This is a genomic window from Streptomyces sp. CA-250714, assembly GCF_050936705.1.
Taxonomy (GTDB): Bacteria; Actinomycetota; Actinomycetes; order Streptomycetales; family Streptomycetaceae; genus Streptomyces.
The window spans coordinates 1807312-1823298 of record NZ_JBNJMI010000002.1 but is presented as its reverse complement, the minus strand read 5'-3'; the positions used below and the strand labels follow the sequence as shown (position 1 = coordinate 1823298).

The window sequence follows — 15987 nt, the reverse complement described above, 5'->3', positions numbered from 1 at the left end:
GTCCGCCGCGAACTTCTTGGCCCGCGTGGGGAGGGCGGCGATGAGCGGGGCCGCGGGGCTGGTGCCCCTGCCGGTGATCCTGCCCCTCTGTGCGGCGGGGTTGAAACTGGCGATCGGCGCGCGACTGGAACGCGTGCAGCGCTTCATCAGTGCTGCCGTGCTGCTGGCCGTGCTCGTCGTCTCGCTGCTGCTGCTTATCGCAGCGGACCGGCACGGGCCGCAGGTGATGTTCGCCGGGGGATGGGCGCCGCCGGTGGGGATCGTGCTGGTCGCCGACCGGCTCTCCGCGCTGATGCTGGTGATCTCCTCGTCCGTGACGCTGTCCGTGCTGGTCTACTCCGTGGGCCAGGGCATGGCGGACAACGACGACACCACCCCGATGTCCGTCTTCCACCCCTCGTACCTGGTGCTGGTGGCCGGGGTCTCGGACACCTTCCTGGCCGGGGACCTGTTCAACCTCTACGTCGGCTTCGAGCTGATGCTGACCGCGAGTTACGTGCTGATGACGATCGGCGGCACCCTGGCGCGGATCCGCGCGGGCGCCACGTACGCGATCGTCTCGCTGCTGTCGTCCATGCTGTTCCTGGCCGCCGTCGCCATGGTGTACGCGGCGGCCGGGACCGTCACCATGGCCCCACTGCCCGCCCGGCTCGACGCGTTGCCGGACAGCGTGGGCATGGTCATCCAGATCGCCCTGCTCGGCGTCTTCGCCATCAAGGCGGCCGTCTTCCCGCTGGCCGCCTGGCTGCCCGACTCCTATCCCACGGCCCCGGCACCGGTGACGGCCGTCTTCGCGGGGCTGCTGACCAAGGTCGGCATCTACGCCATGCTCCGCACCCAGACGCTGCTGTTCCCGGGGCCCGGTATCGGCACCGTCCTGCTGGTCCTCGCGCTGCTGTCGCTGCTCGTGGGGATCCTCGGTGCCGTCGCGCAGACCGACCTGAAGCGGCTGCTGTCCTTCACCCTCATCAGCCACATGGGATACATGATCTTCGGGATCGGGCTGGGCAGCCCCAGCGGTATCTCCGGTGCGGTGTTCTACGTCGCCCACCACATCACCGTGCAGACCACGCTCTTCCTCGTCGCCGGGCTGGTCGAGCGGCGCAGCGGGACGACCGACCTCCAGAGCCTCGGTGGCCTGGCGCGGCTCTCCCCGCTGCTGGCCGTGCTGTTCTTCGTCCCCGCCCTGAACCTCGCCGGGATCCCGCCGCTCTCCGGCTTCCTCGGCAAGTTCGGGCTGCTGCGGGCCGGGGTCGACGACGGCGGGGCCCTCGCCTACGTACTGGTGGGCGGCGGCACCGTCACCAGCCTCCTCACCCTGTACGCGCTGGCCAAGGCGTGGAACGTGGCGTTCTGGCGCGCCCCCGCACCCGAGATGTGCGAGGCGGGCACGGTGCTGGAATCGACGGAGGAGGACACCCCCGAGGACGGCGCTCCCCGCGAGGGCGGCCGGGAAGGGGAACCCTCGGCCGCCGGCGGCGGGGGAACGCCGGCGGGCGGTGTCGGCGACTGGCCCACCGGGGGACTCACGGTGCTGGCGCCACGGCGGGGGACGGCCACCTTCGGCGGCCAGGAGATCACCACCAGCAGCTCACTCCCCGTCAGCATGGCGGGCGCCACCACGGCCCTCGTGCTTTTCGGGCTGGGCTTCACCGTGCTCGCCGGGCCGCTGTTCGCACTGACCGACCGCGCGGCCGACGAACTGCTGGCGCGCACCCCCTATGTGGAGGCGGTGATGTCCGGATGACGGCCCCTCAGCGGCTCCGCGAGGCCAGTCGGCTGCGTGCCACCCAGTGGCCCATGGTCCTCGGCCTCACTCTGCTGTGGCTGTTGTTGTGGGGCACCCCGACCCCGGCCAACATCGGGACCGGGGTGCTGGTCGCGCTGCTGGTGGTGCTCGTGTTCCCGCTGCCGCCCATCGAGAAGCAGGCCCGGCTGCATCCGCTCGGCATCGTGCGGTTCGTCATCACCTTCGGGTTGGACATGGCTGTCTCCAGCTGGCGGATCAACCGCTACATCCTCGGGCCCGGGCGCCCGCGCTGCGCCGTACTCGCGGTGAAGATGCGCTGCCCCGGCGACCTGATGCTGACCGTCACGGCCGTCGCGGTCACCGCCGTACCGGGCAGCACCGTCCTGGAGGTCGACCGCCGGTCGGGCACCCTCTATCTGCATGTGCTCGGCGGCGAACGGGAGGAGGATCTGGCCCGCGCCCGGCGGGACGCGCTGCGCCTGGAGACCCGGGTCGTGGAGGCCTTCGGCACCGCCGCCGACGTCACCGCGATCCGCGCCTCCGAGGCCGCCGAGGAGGTGTTCGGCCGGTGGCGGTGACAGCGGCGCCGCTTGGGGTGACGGTGGCAACCGATGCGGCGTACGCCCAGTTGACGGCGGCTCCTGACGCGCTCTCCCAGCTGACGGCGGCTCCTGACGCGCCGTACGCCCAACTGGCGGCGGCACCCGATGCGGCGTACTCCCAGCTGGCGGCGGCTCCCGACGCGGCGTACTCCCAGCTGGCGGCGGCTCCCGACGCGGCGTACTCCCAGCTGGCGCCGGCTCCCCACGCGCCGTACGCCCAACTGGCCGCGGCTCCCCACGCGGCGGTCTACGAGCTGGCCTCCGCGGTGATCGCGGGGCTGTTGCTGGCCGCCGGGCTGATGGTCACCCTGCGGCTGGTGCGAGGGCCTTCGACGCTGGACCGTGCCGTCGCCCTCGACGCGCTGGTCGCGGTGGTGATGGCCGGTATCGCCCTCCAGTCGGCGGTCGGGGGCAACCCCTTCTATCTGCCTGTTCTCCTCGTCCTCTCCTTTCTCGGCTTCACCGGCTCGGTCGGCGTCGCCCGTTTCATGGCGCTGCGGGACGAGGCCGGGACCGAGGACGTGGACGAGAGTGAGGGCACCGGCGAGGAAGGTACCGGCGAGGACGGCACCGGAGAGGAGGAGCCGCGATGAGCTGGATCGCCGTGGCCGATGTGGCGGGTGCCGTCTGCATGCTGACGGGCGCCCTGCTGTGTCTGCTGGCCGGGATCGGGCTGCTGCGGCTGCCGGACGTCCTCGCCCGGATGCACGCCGCGACCAAGCCGCAGTCCCTCGGCCTGCTGCTCGTGCTGATCGGCGCCGGACTGTGGCTGCGCAGCCCCATCGACCTGTGCACCCTGCTGCTCGTCGGCCTCTTCCAGTTGCTGACCTCACCGGTGGCCGCGCACATGGTGGGCCGGGCCGCCTACCGGACCGGCCGGCTGGACCGGGATGCCGTGGTCCGCGACGAACTGGCGGAAGCGCTGCGCACGGAGGCCGCCGCCCAAGATCGCCAGGGCCCTGAGGAAAACCCCAGGTCAGAGGGGTAAGTTCGGCCTTGCTTGCTGGCAGCGTACGGGGATTGGTGTCTACGCTTCGAACAGTGGACGCACATCTGCGCCCACTGTTCGAAGCGAAGGAGCCGTACCGGCCATGTCCCTAGCCGGAGTCACCGACCCGACCCACGTCGCACACCGCGACAACCACACCCACCGCGACGTCAACGGCGGCTGGTTGCGGCCCGCCGTGTTCGGCGCGATGGACGGGCTGGTCTCCAACCTCGGTCTGATGACCGGCGTGGCGGGCAGCGCCGCCTCCTCCCAGACCATCGTGATCGCCGGTCTCGCCGGTCTGGCGGCCGGCGCCTTCTCGATGGCCGCCGGCGAGTACACCTCCGTCGCCTCGCAGCGTGAACTCGTCCAGGCCGAGCTGGAGATCGAACGCCGTGAGCTGCGGCGCAGCCCGCGCGAGGAGGTCAGGGAACTGGCAGCGCTGTACGAGTCACGCGGCGTCGACGCCGACCTGGCCATGAAGGTCGCGCGGCAGCTGCACCGCGACCCGGAGCAGGCGCTGGAGATACACGCCAGGGAAGAGCTGGGCATCGACCCCGCCGACCTGCCCTCACCCACCGTCGCGGCCGTCTCCTCGTTCTTCTCGTTCGCACTGGGCGCCGTACTGCCCGTGCTGCCGTACCTCTTCGGGACCACCGCGCTGTGGCCCGCTGTGCTGCTCGCGCTGATGGGACTGTTCGTGTGCGGGGCGGTCGTCGCTCGGGTCACCGCGCGGAGCTGGTGGTTCAGCGGAGCGCGCCAGCTTGGCCTCGGCGCAGCGGCCGCGGCGGTCACCTACGGGCTGGGCGCCCTGTTCGGGGTCGCGGTCGGATAGCGGACGGATCAGTGGCGGCGGGCCAGCGACAGCGTGCGGCGGGCCCCCGCGACGACGGCCGCGTCGACGAACCGGCCGTCCGGCAGCGCCAGCGCCCCCGCGTCCGGGCCGGCGGCCGCCACGATCTCCTCCGCGGCGGCAACCTCCTCCGCGCTGGGCCGGTACGCCTCCTCGATCACCGGGAGCTGCCGCGGATGGATGGCCGTCCGGCCGAGGAACCCGCGCGCCCGCCCCTCCGCGCAGTCGAGGGCCAGGCCCTCGACGTCCCGTACATCCGGGTACACCGACTGCGGCGGTGGTGGCAGCCCGGCGGCCCGCGCCGCGACCACCGCCCGCCCCCGCGCGTACTCCAGTCCGCCGCCGGTGCCGGACGTCATGCCCAGGTCGGCGCGCAGATCGGCCTCGCCCAGTGCGATACCGCGTACCGCGTGGTGCCCGGTCGCGATCTCGAAGGCGTGCTCGACTCCGAGCGCGGACTCCAGCAGGGCGTACAGCGGTGGCACGTTCCCCCTCGGTACCCAGCCGGCGACGCGCCGCAGCGAGGCCGTGCCCGTCACCTTCGGCAGCCGCAGACCGGCGAGCCCGGGCAGCGGCGCCAGGGTGCGGATGTCGTCCTCGGCGAGCGGGCCGTCCAGGTCGTTGACCCGTACATGGACGGGCACCGGGCCGGGCGCGTCGTCGGACAGCAGCTCGGCGGTGGCGGCACGCGCATACGCCTTGCGCTCGGGGGCGACGGCGTCCTCCAGGTCGACCAGCACCACGTCGGTGCCCGAACGCAGTGCCTTGGCGACCACATCGGGCCGGTCCCCGGGAACGTAGAGCCAGGTCAGCCAGGTCTCCGGAGCGGCCGGTCCGGTTGCCCGCGGGGCCGGTGCGGCCGTTGAGGTCCTCACCGCACCACACCTCCCTCCCGCAGCTTGTCGATCTCCTCTTTCGTCAGGCCGAGGCCCGAGAGCACCTCGTCGGTGTCGGCGCCGTGCCGGCGGCCCGCCCAGCGGATCCCGCCTGGGGTCTCGGACAGCCGGAAGAGGACGTTCTGCATCCGCACCGTGCCGAGTTCGTCGTCCTCGACCTCGGCGATCGAACCGAGGGCGCGGAACTGCTCGTCGGCCAGTACGTCGCGGACGTCGTAGACGGGCGCGATGGCGGCCTGCGCCTCCTCGAAGGCGCGGAGCACCTCGTCGTGGCCGTGGCGGGCTATCCAATCCCCGACCGCCTCGTCCAGCTCCGCCGCGTGCGCGGCGCGGCCCGCGCCGGTCGCGAACCACGGCTCGGCCAGGAACTCCGGATGCCCCACCAGCCGCAGCACGCGCTCGGCTATGGACTGGGCGGATGTGGAGACGGCGACCCAACGGCCGTCCGCCGTGCGGTAAGTGTTGCGCGGCGCGTTGTTGGCCGACCGGTTGCCGGTGCGCGGCTGGAGGTAGCCGAGCTGGTCGTACCAGAGGGGTTGCGGGCCCAGCACGGTCAGCATCGGCTCGATGATCGCCATGTCCACCATCTGGCCCCGCCCGGTGCGGTTCCGCCCGGCCAGCGCCGTCATGACGGCGTACGCGGTGGACAGCGCGGCGATCGAGTCGGCGAGGCCGAACGGGGGCAGCGTCGGCGGCCCGTCCGGCTCGCCGGTGAGCGCCGCGAAGCCGCTCATCGCCTCGGCGAGGGTGCCGAATCCGGGGCGGCGCGCGTACGGGCCGAGCTGGCCGAAGCCGGTCACCCGGGCCAGCACGAGCCGCGGATTGGCCCCGGACAGCTCCTCCCAGCCCAGCCCCCACCGCTCCAGGGTGCCGGGGCGGAAGTTCTCCACGACGACATCGGCCTTCGCGGCGAGCTTCAGCAGTACGTCGCGGCCGTCGGGAGAGGAGAGGTCCAGGGTGATCGTCTTCTTGTTGCGGCCCAGCAGCTTCCACCACAGGCCGACCCCGTCCTTGCTGGGTCCGTGCCCCCGGGACGGGTCGGGCTTGTGCGGGTGCTCGACCTTGATGACCTCGGCGCCGAAGTCACCGAGCATGGTGGCCGCGAGCGGGCCCGCGAAGAGGGTGGCGAGGTCGAGGACGCGGAGTCCGGTGAGCGGGGCGTCGGTTGAGGGCCCGTCAGTCATGGGGTTGTGCTCCCTTCGCTGGTCGGCACGGTCGTAGGGGATGCCAGCGCAGCCGTACGGGAGGCCAGCGTGTCGAAGCCGACGCCGTCCATGGCGCCCACGCTCGTCGCCAGCCGGTTGTGCAGCGGGTCCGTCCAGCGGTCGGGGAGGGTGGCGGGGGAGCCCGCCAGCAGGCCGGTGAGGGAACCGGCCGTCGCCCCGTTGGAGTCGGTGTCCCAACCGCCCGACACCACCCGGCGGACGGCCCCGTCGAAGTCGCCGCGCGCATGGGCCACCGCTGCGGCCAGCAGCGCCGCGTTGGGCAGTACATGGACCCAGTGGTGGCTGCCGTACGCCTCGTGCAGCCCGTCGACCACCGCCTCGAACCCCGCCACGCTGTCGTCCCTGGCTGCCCGGGCGGCGGCGATGCCGGTACGGACAGCGGTCGCGTACCGGGAGGCGGGCGGTACGACGGACAGCCCCGCCGCCAGGCAGGTCTCCGCGTCCACGTCCCCGCCGCCGCCCGCCGCGCGGGCCAGCGCCGCCGCGACGAACATCGCACCGTAGACGCCGTTGGCGGTGTGGGTGAGCACCGCGTCCCGCCACGCGGCCTCAGCCGCTGCCGCCGGGTCGCCCGGGTGCGTCCAGCCGAAGATGTCGGCCCGGATCTGGGCGCCGATCCACTCGCGGAACGGGTTGCGGTACGCGCCCGTACGCGGCGGCTCCACCCCCGCCAGCAGATTGCGGTAGGCCACCCGCTCCGCGGTGAACGTACGGCCTGCGGGCAGCTCGTCCAGCCACAGCCGCGCCACGTCGGCGGTGCCGAACCCGCGGCCGTACCGCTCCAGTAGCAGGATGCCGAGCAGCGGATAGTTGAGGTCGTCGTCCTCGGGCGCCCCGTCGAGGTTCTCGGCGAGCGAGGTCGCGGCGGAGCGGCGGTTCCAGGGGTGCGCGGCGGCGGTCTCGGGATCGAGGCCGCGCGCGGTGAACCAGGTGGTCAGCGGCCAGTTACCGGTGGCCCGGGCGAGCGCCCGGATCCCCTCCAGCGGCACCTTCTCCACGGGCTTTCCCAGTACGCACCCGGCGGCGCGGCCCAACCAGGCGGCGTGCAGCCGCTCTTCCAGTCCGGGCCGCACCTCGTGCCGCGCGGCCGGCCAGTCCGGGCAGGCGGCACGGATCGCCTCCAGACCGGTCGGCTCCTGCCCGGCCGACGGCACCGCCAGCTGAGCCAGCTCGTCCAGCAACTCCTCGGCGAGCGACCGCAGTCGCGGATCGGCCGGGCCCTCCGACGCACCGGCCCGCTCCGGCGCCGCCCGCCCTCCCGCCGCCAGCCACCGCCGCTCGACGCCCGAAGCATCCCGCCCGTCCTCGGCCGCCTGCCGCAACTCGTGCCCGACCAGATCCTCGGGCTGCACCCAGGTGAGCCGCAACATGGATGCGCCGGGGGCGCCGGGCATGCCGTTGGTCATCGTGGCCCTCCCAGCGCGGCGAACGCGGCTTCGTGGGCGCGGCGGCGGGCGAGGTCGCGGGTGAAGATTTCGCGGGTGACGGCGGCCAGGGACACGGCCGGGGTGTGGAGGTCCAATTTGCTTGCGGCGGCGACCTGTTCGCTCCAGTCGGCCGGGACGGCCCGTTCGCCGTGCAGGGCACCGGCGAGGGCTCCGGCCATCGAGGCGATGGAGTCGCAGTCCCGCCCGTAGTTGACGGAGCCGAGCACGGTGGCGCGGTAGTCACCGGCGCCGACCAGCAGCATGCCCAGCGCTATCGGCAGCTCCTCGATGGCGTGCAGCCGGGAGGGACGGCGGGCGCCCAGCGAGGGGCTGCGGTAGTCGGGTCCTACGGTGTCGAAGGGCGCGACGGCCTCCCGCAGCGGGGCCAGCGCCGCCTCCCAGTCGTCGTACCGCGCGGCCGTCTCACAGACGGCCGCGATGGCGGCGCGGGTACCGTCCTTGGCGAGCCGTAGTGTCTCCTCGACGACCGAGCCCGGCGTGGCGCCCGGCCGGTGCGCTGCGGCCACGGCGGCGGCGAACACCCCGGCCGCCTCCCGCCCGTACGAGGACTGGTGGGCGCCCGCCACATCCAGCGCCTCCGCGTAGGCGGCGTCCGGGTTGCCCGCGTTGACGATGCCGACCGGCGCCATGTACATCGCGGCGCCGCAGTTGACGATGTTGCCGGTCCCCGCCTCGCGCGGGTCGACATGCCCGTAGTGCAGCCGGGCCACCAGCCACTTCTCGGCGAGGAAGACCCGCTGCAACAGCAGGGCCTCCGCTTCCAGTTCGGGGATCCAGCGGGGGGTGCCGATGAGTTCTGGCACCAGATGGTCGGCGACGGCGTACGCGTCCAGATGGTCGCGGACCGTCTCGTAGACGCGGACCAGGGCGTGGGTCATCAGGGTGTCGTCGGTGACGTGCCCGTCGCCCTTGTGGTACGGCGCGATGGGCCGGGCCGTACGCCACTGGTCCTTGTGGAACGGCTCGACGATGCCCCTGACCCGGCCGCCGTGCCGTTCGGCGATGGCTTCGGGGGTCCAGCCTTCGACCGGGCCGCCCAGTGCGTCGCCGACTGCGGCGCCGACCAGGCAGCCCACGCTGCGGTCCTCCAGTGCGGGCAGGGCGCGGTCCGGTGCGGGGGAGGAACTCATGATTCCGGGGGTCCTTCCGGGGCGAGGGTCCGGGCAGTGGTCGGTGGTGCGTCCGTCGGTGGCGTGAGCAGATGGTGTGCGGCCAGCCGCCGCGCGGTCGCCACCAGATCGGTGCCGGCGAACTGCGGCAGCGCGCAGCCGGACAGCTCCCGGCAGCTCTCCCGCCAGGAGACGGGCAGCGATCCGGAGCCGCCGAGCGCGCCCGCCAGCGCCCCGGTCAGCGCGGGTGCCGAGTCGGCCACCCGGGACAGACAGGCGGCGGCGGGTACGGCGGCGCTGAGCGAGCCCCGCGCGGCGGTCGCCACGGCGAGCGCGACGGGCACGGTCTCGGCGGCGGCGATGCCGTAGCTGTAGACGTGGTCGACGATCTCGTGCTCCAGCACGGGGACGAGCGCGAACGCGCTGCCCGACCCCGAGGCGCTCTCCCGCAGCGCACAGCGCGCCAGCCGCACGGCGTGCAGCGCGTTGCGGCGGATCTCGGTGCCCTCGGGCAACTGGCCGAGCGCTGCCTGCACACAGGCGCCGGTGTCGCCGCCCGCCAGTGCGACCGCGACGGCCGCGGCCATCGCGCGGGCGCCGTGCACCCCGTCGTCGTCCTGCGAGTAGCGGGCGTCGAACTCCGCGAGCGCCGCCGCCGACGCCGGGTCACCGGGGTGGACGACGGCCAGTACGGCGGCGCGTACGCAGGCGGCGTCGTCGAAGTAGTGCGGGTTGTCGTGCCCGGTGGCCGGCGGCCGCAGCCCGGCGGCGAGGTTGCCCAGGCCCGCGCGTACGGAGATCCGGGCGCGCAGCGGTATCTGCGCCGACTCGATCTCCTCGGCGCGTTCGGCGGCAGCCGCGACCTCGTCGGCCAGCGCGTTCCACGCCAGCGTCAGCGCCGTGCGCACCCGCTGGTCGAGGGTGAGGTCGCTGTGCCCCGCCGCGTCGGCCGACAGGATCGCGTGCGCGGTGAAGGCGGCCCACTCGGCGTCGTCGGACGGGCCCAGCCGCAGCGGTTCGGGCGGCTGGTTGAGCGCGATGGGCACCGGCAGTGTCGTGGTGGCGTTCTGCTCGGCGAACGTGTCGAGTTCGCGGGTCAGTCTGCGCGTCCAGTCCGGCAGCCGCGCAGCCCGGTGCCGCCCGGAGGGCCAGCCCGCCGCGTCCCCGGCGGCCAGCCCCAGCAGCAGCCCCTCGATCCGGGCGGCGCCGTCACCGCCGGGCGAGGGGGTGGGGCGCGGGGCGGCCGTCGCGCAGCTCACGAGGCGTCCCGGGCGTCGTGGTACGCGGCATCCCGCGTGTCGCGGACCGGCGCCAGCGGCTCACGGCGCGGCGCCGGTGCGCCTGGGCGGGGGGCCGGTGTGCCTGGCCGCGTCCCCGGTGTGCCTGGCCGCGTCCCCGGTGTGCCTGGGCGGGGCGCCGGTGCGTCGTGGACCGGAGCCAGTCGGTCGGCGATGTCGCGGACGTGCCGCCCGGCCATGGCGGGCAGACAACTGCCGCGTGCGGGGCGGATCGCGGCGGCCCACTGCGCTGGGATGGCCGGCTCGCCGCGGAGCGCACCCGCCAGCGCCCCCGCGACGGCAGCCGTGGTGTCGGCGTCGCGGCCCATGTTGACGGCGGTGAGCACCGAGCCGGTGAAGTCCCCGCGCGCGGCGGTGAACGCGCCGAACGCCAGCCCGACGGCCTCCGGCGCGAGGTCCGTCCACGGATAGCCGCCGATGACGACGGACGAGCGTACGGCCCGCTCGACGCTCAGCCGGGTGGCGTCGGGCCGCAGCGGTGCCCGCCGCGCCGCCGAGACGGCGCGCTGGAGGGAGCGTGAGGTCCACGCGTTCTCGGGGATGACCGACAGCGCGGCCTGCACAACGGCGTGCGGGCTGTCGCTCACCATCGCGGCGGCCACCCCTGCCGCCACGGCCTGCCCGCCGTAGATGCCCTCGCCCTCGTGGCTGACGGTGCCGTCGATGGAGACCAGCCGCGCCGCCTCGGCCGGCCGGCCCGCGGCGAAGACACCGAACGGCGCGGCACGCATGGCCAGTCCGTCGCTCCAGGCGTGCCGGTGCTGTGCGGAGATGGGCGCTGCCAGGCCCCGGCGCAGATTCTCCAGCGTGCCGCGTTCGCTGAAGCCCGCGCCCCGGAAGGAGCCCGCCCCGTCGCCCTCCAGGTCGGCGATCCAGCGGTGCCAGGCGGCCTCCACATGCGCGACCGTGAGGGCCGAGCCGTGCTCGGCCAGTAACAGCCCGGAGAAGATGGCGTACTCGGTGTCGTCCGTACCGGCCGGGTCCTCGCAGACGAACCCCTCGATCCGGCCCCAGCGTTCACGGATCTGTGAGGGTTTCATGTTCTCGGCCGGGGCCCCGAGGGCGTCACCGACGGCGAGCCCGACCATGGCGCCCCGGGCGCGGTCGGCGGGGGAGGGGGCGAGCGACGGGGGAGCCATGGGTGCGGGGACCGGGACGGGTGGGAGCGAGGGGTGGGAGGGCGGTGGCGCGGTCGGTGCTGCGGCCGAGTGCTCGGCGCTCATGCGGTGCTCTTTCTGTGCGTGCTGTGCGTGCCCTAGCGCTGGTAGCGGTCGAGTATGAGATTGCCGTCGTCGACGAGGGAGTCGCGCAGCGTCTCCAGATCGGTGTCCCCGTGGTAGTAGCGCTGGAAGGCGGGGGTGGCGACCTTGTCGGACCACTCCGCGTAGCCCCGCACGCCCAGCGTCGGTGACGGCCGCAGGGTGCGGGCGATCTGCGCGCCCGTCCGCCAGCCGTCCTTCCGCCGGTTGATGGCGGGATCCCGCAGCGCCTCCGTTGCGGTGGGCAACAGCCAGTCCCCCTTGGCGAGTTCGGCCTGGCGCCCGGGCGTGGTCATATACGCGACGAAGTCGGCGGCGGCCTGCTTGTGCCGGCTCTCCTCCGCCACCGAGAGGGTCTGCGGGACGACACCCTGCACGTTCTCCCCGGGGCGCTCACCCCGGGGCAGCGGCAGTACGGTCCACTCGAAGCCGTCCGGGGCCTGCTGCTGCACCTGCTGCCGGTAGGAGAAGTTGAGCGGCGCCATCGCGTAGCGCCCCGCGAAGAAGCCGGGCAGCGCGTCGGAGCCGCCCATGCCGAGCCCGCTTCTGGGCGCCGTACGGTCCTCGTCGACCTGGCGGCGGATGAGCCGGCTCATCGCCGCGTCCCGCGCCTCGAAGCGGACCGCGTTCTTGATGCCGTCGTCCGTCCGCTTCTTGGTGAAGACCTTCCCGCCGGTGGACAGCGCCAGGTTGACCGTCTGCTTGACCGGCTCCTTCATCGTCCACACGGTGCCGTACCGCTCGGGCTTGCCGTTGCGGTCCTTGTCGCGGGTCAGCTTCTTCGCGACCCGCTCGAACTCGCCCCACGTCCACGGCTGCTCCGCAGTGGGAACGCGCACCCCGGAGCGCTCCAGCAGCTTCCGGTTGGCGATGATCACCCTGGGCTCCTGGAGGAACGGCACACCGTAGAGGCGGCCGCCGTTCATCGTCACGGAGTCCCAGCTCTGCCGCGGGATGGCGGTGCGGGTGGCCTCGGGCAGATACGGGCGCAGATCGGCGAGGTAGCCGCCGTAGGCGAAGTCGGTCAGGTCGCTGGCGTCGTCGTGGATGATGTCGGGTGCCTCGCCGCCCTCGAACGAGGTCAGCAGCTGGTCGTGGACGGTCTCCCAAGTGCCTTGCACGTAGCGGATCTTGACCTTCTTGTGCGTCCTGTTCCACTGCGCGACCAGCTTCTTGTTGGCCGCGACGGACTCCTTCTGCCAGGCCAGGCTGTAGTAGTCGAGGGTGACGGTGCCGTCCTCGTCACCCTCGCCGCCGCCTCCGCAGGCGGCGAGCAGGACGCAGGCCAGCAGGGTCGCGGCGGCCCGACGGCCCGGGAGTGTGACGCGGCGCATCAGCCTTTCACCGCCCCTGCCAGCATCCCGGCGACGAGCCGCCGCTGGAGCAGTGCGAAGAACAGCAGGCTCGGAATGGTCGCCAGCACCGAGGCGGCGGCCAGCGGGCCCAGGTCGGCGACGCCCTCGGCGCCGAGGAACCGGGTGAGGATGACGGACATCGTCTGGTTCTCCGGGGACTTGAGCAGCACGAGCGCGAAGAAGAACTCGTTCCATGCGGTGACGAAGGAGAACATCAAGGTCGCCACCAGCCCCGGCGCCAGCACCGGCAGCACGACGCTGCGCAGTACGCGCCACCTGCTCGCCCCGTCCACGGCCGCCGCCTCCTCCAGCGACACCGGCACCGCGCGTACATACCCCTGGAGCATCCACAGCGAGAACGGCAGATTCCAGACGACGTACACGATCACCAGCCCGCCCACCGAGTCGATCAGGTGGAGGTTCTTCAGTACGAGGAACAGCGGGATGATCACCAGCACGAACGGGAACATCTGGCTGACCAGCACCCAGCCGTTGGCCGCGCCGCTCACCTTGGAGCGGTGGCGGGCCAGCACATAGGCGGCGGGCACCGCGATCGTGACGGAGACGAGGGTCGCGCCGCCCGCCACGATCAGGCTGTTGAGCGCCGAGCGGGCCAGTGGCTGCGCCTCGAAGGCGGAGCGGAAGTTCTCCAGGGTGGGGTGCCGCGGGAGCCACGTCGGGTCGATCTCCCCCAGTTCGCCGGGCGACTTGAACGCCGTGGACACGAGCCACACCAGCGGAAAGGCGAGGAAGACGAGATAGCACAGCAGCCCCGCGTACTGCCCAGTACGGCCCGCGATCCGCCGTACCCGCCGCCGCGCTGGCAGGGCCGGGGCGGGCGGTGCCGGGCTTCGGGTGCCGGTCGGCGCGCTCATACGGTGCCCTCCTCCGAGCCCTTCAGCCGCTTGCGCAGGAATACCGTGAGGAACACGGCGACGACGGCCATCATCACGACGCCCATGGCGGCGGCGTAGCCGAACTGTCCGTAGGTGAACGCCTCTTCGTACGCGAACAGCATCGGCAGCCGGGTCTGCCCGCCGGGGCCGCCCTGGGTGAGCACATAGGCCAGGCCGAAGGAGTTGAAGTTCCAGATGAAGTTGAGCGCGGTGATGGCGAGAGCCACCGGCTTGAGCGCGGGCCAGGTCACCGCGGCGAACCGCCGCCACACCCCGGCGCCGTCCAGCTGTGCGGCCTCGGTCAGTTCGTGGGGCACGTTCTGCAATCCGGCCAGCAGCACCACGGTGGTCTGCGGCATGCCTGCCCAGACGCCGACGAGGATGACGGCGGGCAGCGCGAGCGAGAGGTTCGTCAGCCAGTCGATGTTGCCCGAGCCCCCTGACAGCAGCCCCAGCTGGCGCAGTGTCCGGTTGAGGATGCCCGCGTCCTGGTGGTAGACGAGCCGCCACATGATGCCGACGACGACCTCGGGCATCGCCCACGGGACGAGCGCGAGCGTGCGGGCCAGCCAGCGGAACCGCAGGTTCTGATTGAGCAGCAGCGCGAGCCCGAGCGCCAGCAGCAGTTGCAGCGCGGTCACCGACACCGCCCACACCAGGCCGATCCGGAACGACTCCCAGAACAGCGAGTCCAGCCGCAAGTCCGCGAAGTTGTCGACGCCGATGAAGTCCGTCCGCACGGTGCGGCCTGCCTGCGCGTCGGTGAAGGCCAGCGAGACGGCGTACAGCAATGGCCCCACGCTCAGCACCAGGATCGGTATCAACGCGGGCAGCAACAGAAACCAGGCCCCATGGTCGAGCCCGAGCAGCCGCTTGCGGGCCGCGGGGGTTCGGGGAGGGGGTGCCCCGGTCTGGGGTTTGCGGGCTGCGGGCACTTTGTGGCTGGTCGCGCAGTTCCCCGCGCCCCTTACGGGGCGCGTCTCCCCTGCGCTGCGAAGCTTGGGCAGTCTGCGCCAGGGGCGCAGGGTGGGCAAGCGCAGCGCCCCATGCCGGGTACCGCCGCTCATGAGCCGAACCGCGGTGCGGAGGAGCCGCGCACGACAAGGCGGGGAGCGGCGGTTACCCGGCGGGCCGCCGTCGCCGTACCCGCGAGCCGCTCCAGCAGCATCCGTGCCGCCGCCCGACCCCGTTCCTCGGAGCCCAGATCCACGCTGGTGAGCGGCGGCCAGCCGGCGCGGGCCAGCTCACTGTCGTCCATACCGACGAGGGCCACGTCCTCAGGTATCCGCAACCCCCGCTCGTGCGCGGCCTGCCCCGCGCCGAGCGCGAGTTGGTCGTTGGCGCAGAAGACGGCGTCCGGTGCCGCACCGGAGTCGAGCAGGTCGAGCATCGCCGCGCGGCCGGCCGCCGGGCCGAAGGCGGTGGCGCGCTCCAGCGCGGGCTCCGGCACGATTCCGTGGTCCGCGAGCGCCTTGAGGTAGCCCTGGCGGCGGTTGTGTCCCGGCACCGTGTCCAGCGGGCCGTTGAGGAAGGCGATGCGCTGTCTGCCCGTCTCCGCGAGGTGGGTGACGGCCAGCCGGGCACCGGTGACGGAGTCGGCCGCCACCGCGTCCACCGGCACGTCGCCGGGCAGCGATCCGATGACGACCACCGGGCCCGCCGCGGCCTTCAGCACCTCGATGTGCTCGGGAGTGATGCGGATGGGGCAGAGGATCAGGCCGTCACTGGTGCGGTCCCCGAGGCTGCGTACGACGGCCAGTTCGTCCTCCAGGACGGCGTCCGTGGAGTGCAGCAGCAGCCGGTAGCCGGCGGTCCGGGCGACGGCCTGGATCTGGCGGACCATCGCGACGTAGACGGGGTTGCCGATGTCCTGCATGGCGAACGTCAGCTGCTTGGTACGGCCGCCCTTGAGGGACTGGGCCACGGCGTTGGGCACATAGCCCAGTTCGGCCGCCGCGCGTTCGACCCGGCGTACGGTCTCGGGCCGCGCTCCCACGCCGTTGAGTACCCGGGAGACGGAGGCGATGGAGACGCCCGCTCGTTCCGCGATCGACACGACGGTCGGTGGTACGCGCTCAGGCATCACTCGCCCCTTCGCGATGGTGGGCCGCCAGTCGGCTGAACGCCTTTACAGGTAACCGCTACAGCGACTGAAAACGTTTACAGATGGTGCGGCCGGGTGCTCGGCGCGTCAAGGGGGCGTGCACACCGGATAGTTGAGCGAACAACCATGGACGGATACGGACGTAAAGAGTGGTACCGATCGTCGAGAACGGCCTCATGCTGATCGGTAACGTGCCTAGGCTG

Annotated in this window: 15 protein-coding genes; 5 read left to right on the top strand and 10 right to left on the bottom strand. The window is 72.9% G+C overall.

Annotated features, from left to right (window positions below; all coding sequences use genetic code 11):
* Positions 1-40: 40 nt before the first annotated feature.
* From ACQEU8_RS27045 to ACQEU8_RS27025, 5 genes are all read left to right on the top strand, one after another.
* Positions 41-1747: a Na+/H+ antiporter subunit D gene (locus ACQEU8_RS27045; RefSeq protein ID WP_433105532.1), complete on the top strand. Its 1707-nt coding sequence runs from the start codon at positions 41-43 to the stop codon at positions 1745-1747.
* Positions 1744-2328, top strand: a complete 585-nt coding sequence (locus ACQEU8_RS27040; RefSeq protein WP_433105530.1) for a Na+/H+ antiporter subunit E — start codon at positions 1744-1746, stop codon at positions 2326-2328. The genes ACQEU8_RS27045 and ACQEU8_RS27040 overlap by 4 nt, the downstream gene beginning before the upstream one ends.
* On the top strand, positions 2319-2945 hold the full coding sequence (locus tag ACQEU8_RS27035; RefSeq protein WP_433105528.1) for a monovalent cation/H+ antiporter complex subunit F: 627 nt from the start codon (positions 2319-2321) through the stop codon (positions 2943-2945). Before ACQEU8_RS27040 ends, ACQEU8_RS27035 begins: the two co-directional genes overlap by 10 nt.
* Positions 2942-3340 carry a monovalent cation/H(+) antiporter subunit G gene (gene mnhG / locus ACQEU8_RS27030; protein WP_433105526.1) on the top strand — a complete coding sequence of 133 codons (399 nt, stop codon included), beginning with the start codon at positions 2942-2944 and terminating at the stop codon, positions 3338-3340. The genes ACQEU8_RS27035 and mnhG overlap by 4 nt, the downstream gene beginning before the upstream one ends.
* 103 nt (positions 3341-3443) lie before the next feature.
* Entirely contained in the window at positions 3444-4175 is a 732-nt protein-coding gene (locus ACQEU8_RS27025; protein ID WP_433105524.1) for a VIT1/CCC1 transporter family protein, read from the top strand.
* A gap of 8 nt (positions 4176-4183) precedes the next feature.
* Here the strand turns inward: ACQEU8_RS27025 and ACQEU8_RS27020 are convergent, their stop codons facing one another.
* Genes ACQEU8_RS27020 through ACQEU8_RS26975 form a run of 10 tightly spaced genes read right to left on the bottom strand, consistent with a single transcriptional unit; the run spans position 4184 to position 15763 of the window.
* Entirely contained in the window at positions 4184-5068 is an 885-nt protein-coding gene (locus tag ACQEU8_RS27020; RefSeq protein WP_433105522.1) for an HpcH/HpaI aldolase/citrate lyase family protein, read from the bottom strand.
* Positions 5065-6273, bottom strand: a complete 1209-nt coding sequence (locus tag ACQEU8_RS27015) for a CaiB/BaiF CoA transferase family protein (RefSeq protein WP_433105520.1) — start codon at positions 6271-6273, stop codon at positions 5065-5067. The genes ACQEU8_RS27020 and ACQEU8_RS27015 overlap by 4 nt, the downstream gene beginning before the upstream one ends.
* Positions 6270-7721 (bottom strand): ADP-ribosylglycohydrolase family protein, encoded by a 1452-nt coding sequence (locus ACQEU8_RS27010; protein ID WP_433105518.1) that lies wholly within the window; start codon positions 7719-7721, stop codon positions 6270-6272. Before ACQEU8_RS27010 ends, ACQEU8_RS27015 begins: the two co-directional genes overlap by 4 nt.
* On the bottom strand, positions 7718-8893 hold the full coding sequence (locus tag ACQEU8_RS27005; RefSeq protein WP_433105516.1) for an ADP-ribosylglycohydrolase family protein: 1176 nt from the start codon (positions 8891-8893) through the stop codon (positions 7718-7720). Before ACQEU8_RS27005 ends, ACQEU8_RS27010 begins: the two co-directional genes overlap by 4 nt.
* Positions 8890-10131 carry an ADP-ribosylglycohydrolase family protein gene (locus ACQEU8_RS27000; RefSeq protein WP_433105514.1) on the bottom strand — a complete coding sequence of 414 codons (1242 nt, stop codon included), beginning with the start codon at positions 10129-10131 and terminating at the stop codon, positions 8890-8892. Before ACQEU8_RS27000 ends, ACQEU8_RS27005 begins: the two co-directional genes overlap by 4 nt.
* A complete protein-coding gene (locus ACQEU8_RS26995; RefSeq protein WP_433105512.1) occupies positions 10128-11393 on the bottom strand; it encodes an ADP-ribosylglycohydrolase family protein in 1266 nt (421 codons plus the stop codon). The genes ACQEU8_RS27000 and ACQEU8_RS26995 overlap by 4 nt, the downstream gene beginning before the upstream one ends.
* A 32-nt stretch (positions 11394-11425) precedes the next feature.
* On the bottom strand, positions 11426-12763 hold the full coding sequence (locus ACQEU8_RS26990) for an ABC transporter substrate-binding protein (RefSeq protein ID WP_433105510.1): 1338 nt from the start codon (positions 12761-12763) through the stop codon (positions 11426-11428).
* Complete coding sequence (locus ACQEU8_RS26985; RefSeq protein ID WP_433105508.1) at positions 12763-13659, bottom strand: carbohydrate ABC transporter permease; 897 nt, start codon at positions 13657-13659, stop codon at positions 12763-12765. The genes ACQEU8_RS26990 and ACQEU8_RS26985 overlap by 1 nt, the downstream gene beginning before the upstream one ends.
* A complete protein-coding gene (locus ACQEU8_RS26980) occupies positions 13656-14747 on the bottom strand; it encodes a carbohydrate ABC transporter permease (RefSeq protein WP_433105506.1) in 1092 nt (363 codons plus the stop codon). Before ACQEU8_RS26980 ends, ACQEU8_RS26985 begins: the two co-directional genes overlap by 4 nt.
* Positions 14744-15763 carry a LacI family DNA-binding transcriptional regulator gene (locus ACQEU8_RS26975; RefSeq protein ID WP_433105504.1) on the bottom strand — a complete coding sequence of 340 codons (1020 nt, stop codon included), beginning with the start codon at positions 15761-15763 and terminating at the stop codon, positions 14744-14746. Before ACQEU8_RS26975 ends, ACQEU8_RS26980 begins: the two co-directional genes overlap by 4 nt.
* Positions 15764-15987 lie beyond the last annotated feature (224 nt).

Excerpts from the sequence above, each read along its gene's own strand:
- ACQEU8_RS26975 (WP_433105504.1), bottom strand. The coding sequence starts at position 15,763 with ATGCCTGAGCGCGTACCACCGACCGTCGTGTCGATCGCGGAACGAGCG.
- ACQEU8_RS26990 (WP_433105510.1), bottom strand. The coding sequence starts at position 12,763 with ATGCGCCGCGTCACACTCCCGGGCCGTCGGGCCGCCGCGACCCTGCTG.
- ACQEU8_RS26980 (WP_433105506.1), bottom strand. The coding sequence starts at position 14,747 with ATGAGCGGCGGTACCCGGCATGGGGCGCTGCGCTTGCCCACCCTGCGC.
- ACQEU8_RS27005 (WP_433105516.1), bottom strand. The coding sequence starts at position 8,893 with ATGAGTTCCTCCCCCGCACCGGACCGCGCCCTGCCCGCACTGGAGGAC.
- ACQEU8_RS27025 (WP_433105524.1), top strand. The coding sequence starts at position 3,444 with ATGTCCCTAGCCGGAGTCACCGACCCGACCCACGTCGCACACCGCGAC.
- ACQEU8_RS27045 (WP_433105532.1), top strand. The coding sequence starts at position 41 with ATGAGCGGGGCCGCGGGGCTGGTGCCCCTGCCGGTGATCCTGCCCCTC.
- ACQEU8_RS27010 (WP_433105518.1), bottom strand. The coding sequence starts at position 7,721 with ATGACCAACGGCATGCCCGGCGCCCCCGGCGCATCCATGTTGCGGCTC.
- ACQEU8_RS27015 (WP_433105520.1), bottom strand. The coding sequence starts at position 6,273 with ATGACTGACGGGCCCTCAACCGACGCCCCGCTCACCGGACTCCGCGTC.
- ACQEU8_RS26995 (WP_433105512.1), bottom strand. The coding sequence starts at position 11,393 with ATGAGCGCCGAGCACTCGGCCGCAGCACCGACCGCGCCACCGCCCTCC.
- ACQEU8_RS27040 (WP_433105530.1), top strand. The coding sequence starts at position 1,744 with ATGACGGCCCCTCAGCGGCTCCGCGAGGCCAGTCGGCTGCGTGCCACC.
- mnhG (WP_433105526.1), top strand. The coding sequence starts at position 2,942 with ATGAGCTGGATCGCCGTGGCCGATGTGGCGGGTGCCGTCTGCATGCTG.
- ACQEU8_RS26985 (WP_433105508.1), bottom strand. The coding sequence starts at position 13,659 with ATGAGCGCGCCGACCGGCACCCGAAGCCCGGCACCGCCCGCCCCGGCC.